The 4025-nt window shown below is 68.7% G+C and carries 3 protein-coding genes; 2 read left to right on the top strand and 1 reads right to left on the bottom strand.

From position 1 onward, the window contains the following. Positions 1-57: 57 nt before the first annotated feature. Both ACIA8K_RS41195 and ACIA8K_RS41200 read left to right on the top strand, forming a co-directional pair. Positions 58-1377, top strand: coding sequence for a type IV secretory system conjugative DNA transfer family protein (locus tag ACIA8K_RS41195; RefSeq protein ID WP_396068958.1), 1320 nt, complete (start codon positions 58-60; stop codon positions 1375-1377). Further along, positions 1374-3212: a toprim domain-containing protein gene (locus ACIA8K_RS41200; protein ID WP_396068956.1), complete on the top strand. Its 1839-nt coding sequence runs from the start codon at positions 1374-1376 to the stop codon at positions 3210-3212. Before ACIA8K_RS41195 ends, ACIA8K_RS41200 begins: the two co-directional genes overlap by 4 nt. A 77-nt stretch (positions 3213-3289) precedes the next feature. Here the strand turns inward: ACIA8K_RS41200 and ACIA8K_RS41205 are convergent, their stop codons facing one another. Then, positions 3290-3778, bottom strand: coding sequence for a hypothetical protein (locus ACIA8K_RS41205; protein WP_396068957.1), 489 nt, complete (start codon positions 3776-3778; stop codon positions 3290-3292). Positions 3779-4025: the final 247 nt, after the last annotated feature.

The raw sequence follows: 4025 nt of genomic DNA on the forward strand, positions 1-4025 counted from the left end.
GCGTCATGATCATGATCCTGTCTGCACCACCAGGCCGAAACCCGGCAATAACGGATAATCTACACATCCGTTACACAGACCTTCCGACACGCTCGGCCGCGGGCGATGAAGACCACCGCGATCGCCGTCCCGCAGATCCTCGGCGCGCCCGGCCCGGTCCTGGCCACCTCGAACCGCGCCGACGTCTGGGCCACCACCCACCACCGCCGCGCCCAGGCCGGAACGGTGTGGCTGTTCGACCCGCAGGCGATCACCCGTACCGGCCAGGGCTGGTGGTGGAATCCGCTCGCCGCGATCGCCACGGTCGAGGACGCGGCCCGGATGGCGGCGCACTTCATCCAGCCGATGCGCCGCGACCGCGGCGAGGACTTCTGGCTCCTCGCCGCCGAAGACCTCCTCGCCAGCCTGTTCCTGGCCGCCGCCCGCGCCAGCGGCGGAATGCACGACGTGCAGACCTGGCTGGCCGACGCCACCGACGACGAACCCGTCGGCCTGCTCTTCGACCACGGCTACCCACAAACCGCCCGCGCACTCCGCGGCCGTCAACACGGCGCGGCCGAAACCCGCGACGGCATCTACGAGACCGCACGGACCGCCGCACGATGCTTGCAGGACCCGCGGATCATGGCCTGGGTCAACGCCCCGGACGAGCCGCTGCCGCAGTTCAACCCGGACGCGTTCCCGGTCTCCACCGACACCATCTACCTGCTGTCCAAGGACGGCGCCGGGTCGTCCGGGCCGCTCGTGGCCGCACTCACCGACCAGATCATGCGCTACGCGGTCCGCCGCGCCGAAGCAGCCGGCGGGAGGCTTGATCCGCCGATGCTGTGCATGCTCGACGAAGCCGCGAACATCTGCCCGCTCGCCGACCTGCCCCAGCTGTACTCACACTTCGGCGGACGCGGAATCAGCCTCGTCACCATCCTGCAGACCTACCAGCAGGGCACCACCGTATGGGGTGAACGCGGCATGGCCACGCTCTGGGGTGCGGCCACCATCAAACTCGTCGGTGCCGGAGCCGACGACCCCCGCTTCGCCGCAGACATCTCCACGCTCATCGGCGAACACGACGTCGCCACGCTCTCCCTCACTCGGGACCCCACCGGGCACACCTCACGGCAGGTCTCGGTACGACGGCAGCGGATCCTCGGACCGGAAGACGTCCGCGCGCTCGCCCGAGGGACCGCGATCCTGCTCGCCACCGGCATCCGGCCCGCGCTCATCGACCTGCAACCCTGGTTCCGAGGCCCGGACGCCGCAGGGCTCACCGACGACACCGCCGCGTCCATCACCGCTATCTCCGACGCCGCGGAACGCGAACGGCTCCACGCCCTGATCGGCCCGCGTACACCCTGGCTCCCGGAGGAACCGCGATGAACCAGCCCGCACCCGAGCGGCTCATCGCCGCACACGAGGACGCCGCCCGCTTCTACCGCCAGCACCTACCGAACGCTCTGCCCGCGATCCGCTTCCTCACCAGCCGCGGCATCATCGCCGCCACCGCCCACCAGCCGCCCTGGACGCTCGGCTACGCACCCCGATCCTGGATCGCCCTGCGCGACCACCTCCGCAACGCCGGCTACACCGACCACGAACTCCTCACCGCAGGCCTGATCACCACCTCCCGCACCGGCGACCTCATCGACGTCTTCCGCGACCGCGTCATGTTCCCCATCCGCCGCGCACACGACAGCGCGATCATCGCGTTCACCGGCCGCGACGTCTCCGACTGGCCTGGCGCACCCAAATACCGCAACACCGCCACCACCCCCACCTACCGCAAACGCGACCACCTCCACGGCCTCGCCGAACTCGCCACCCGCGACGTGCCTCCAGCAGCGGTCCTGCTGGTCGAAGGTCCTGCTGACGCGGTCGCCGCAGCCAGACTCACCGTGGACGGCGGACCGGTTGCTGCTGTCTCTCCGTGCGGGATCGCCCTTACCGACGAGCACGTCACCGCTTTGACCACAGCGATCGCGCCCGGAACGCCGCTGATCGTGGCGCTCGACGCCGACGCGGCAGGGCAGGCCGCAGCAGACCGCGCCTACGCCCACCTACGCACCTGGCCGGGGCCGCTGGAAGTCCTGCCGTTACCGGCCGGCACCGATCCCGCGGAACTCGTCGTCCGCGGCCGCGACGCCGCTAACGCCTACGTACAGCAATATCGTCGGCCGCTCGCCGAGCACCTCACCCAACACCGGCTCCGAGCACACCGCATCGACGAAGTCCCCGGAAGCCTCGCCGCACTGCACGACGTCGCACCACTCCTCGCCGACATCGCCGCCCGAGACACCGACCGCGCCGCCCAGCTCTGCACAGACCTCGCCGCGCAACTGCACCTGGACCCGCTGACGGTCCTCGAAGCGGTCTACCCGACGCCCGCGACGCCCCCACCGCGCACCGGCCCACCACCGTACAGCCGCGAGCCGATCGCGCGGCCTGCACCGCGGCTCCCCGACCTCACCGCAGCCCGGCACGAGTACGCCATGCGTTGCCCACCCGACAGGCCAGCAGCCGTCCGCGTCCACCACTACCCGCGCACCGGCCGGACAGCCTGGGCACTCGCGGAAGGCGTCACCGACAGCCCCGGAGACCGTGCGGCGGCACGCCTCGCCGCCGAAGTCGCCGCCCGCACCGCCCTCACCGTCGGCCCGCACGCCGCCATCGAACTGGCCCGCACCGCCGTCAACACCCGCTTCACCCAGCCCGGCACCGGCCGCGGCGACGCCGCCATCGCGGTCTTGACCAGCCCGGAATCACACCCAGCAGGCCACATCTCGATCGCTTGGGCCGGCGCCGTCAACGCCTACGCCGCAGGACCCACCTGGTTCACCCCACTGACCTCCACCGACGAGCCCGCACGCACCTCATCCGTCCGAGGCGGCACGATCGCCATCAACCACATCCGCCCGGCCAACGCACGGATCCTCGTGATCGGCCATTCGAGTGCCTCCTGGCCAACGGAAACCATCCGAGACGTCCTCGACGGCCGACGACCACAACAATCCATCACCGCCCTGCTGGACCTGGAACCCGCCACCGCGATCGCGATCCGCATCCGTGCAACACCAGCCCAGCTCGCCGCCCAGCAGACTCCCGCCGCGCTCCGCGACCGCCCCGACTCACCACCACCGGCCTCCGACGCAGCCCGCCGCCCATCCGCAACACCGAAAACTGGATCAGAGGCCTGCGGCAGACCAAAAAGACCATGACGTCGATCAACTATCGGATACGCATGATCTTGAACCCGGCACGCAGACTGCAGCATGAGAGTGCGCGGCCATTGACCCTACGCGAAGCGCGAGCCTTTCGGCGCCTCGGTCTGTACCCAGAAGACATTGTCGCCTTCTGTCTTCATCTCCACTCTGCGTTCGTCGAACCAGGGCATCCGTTCTGGCGGCTCCGGCGGCTCGAACCCACGCATCCGATACTGCTCCCGTAGCAGCCGCACCTGAGCAAGTGCATGCCGCCAGGGAGCAAGAATTTCGCGGGGAAGCGTCGAAGGCGTTGCGAGGACTCCGCTCTCAATTTCCCACGCTTCTCGCTTTGCGTGTTCCACGAGGAACTTGGCCATTGACGCGTCGTAAAGCTCACGCGCTGGGTCATTGGCAACATAGTCAGCGAGCTTCTGCTCGACGACGTGGGTGAGGGTCTCCTCGCGCCGCCTGGCGCGTGCCTGGGCCTGGTCGTAAACGTCACCCAGGCGGAGGGATCGCGTTGGAGTCGGCCCACCCGCAGGAGGACGTCCAGGACGGCGTCGTGTCTCGTCTTCGCTCATAGTAGTTAATGTAATGCACTAACCAAATTAATGCAAATGCAGTAATCGGGCCAGCTTCTGCATCACTCGCCCCACAAGGCTCCTCGGCAATATCCGCGCGCGCGAATGCACGTCCCGAGAGAAGCTGCGGGCCAGGGCTATTGCGTGAAACAATCACAATTTGCGGTCGTTGTTTCACTCATGGTGATGGCGTTGATGAGGTCGTGGGGGCGGCGGTTGGCGCGTCGGGTGGCTCGGGCGATGTTGG

Source organism: Catenuloplanes sp. NPDC051500 (assembly GCF_044454585.1).
In the GTDB taxonomy this organism is placed as follows: Bacteria; Actinomycetota; Actinomycetes; order Mycobacteriales; family Micromonosporaceae; genus Catenuloplanes.

Bases quoted from the DNA above. Each gene is read 5' to 3' on its own strand.
- ACIA8K_RS41205 (WP_396068957.1), bottom strand. From the start codon at position 3,778: ATGAGCGAAGACGAGACACGACGCCGTCCTGGACGTCCTCCTGCGGGT.
- ACIA8K_RS41200 (WP_396068956.1), top strand. From the start codon at position 1,374: ATGAACCAGCCCGCACCCGAGCGGCTCATCGCCGCACACGAGGACGCC.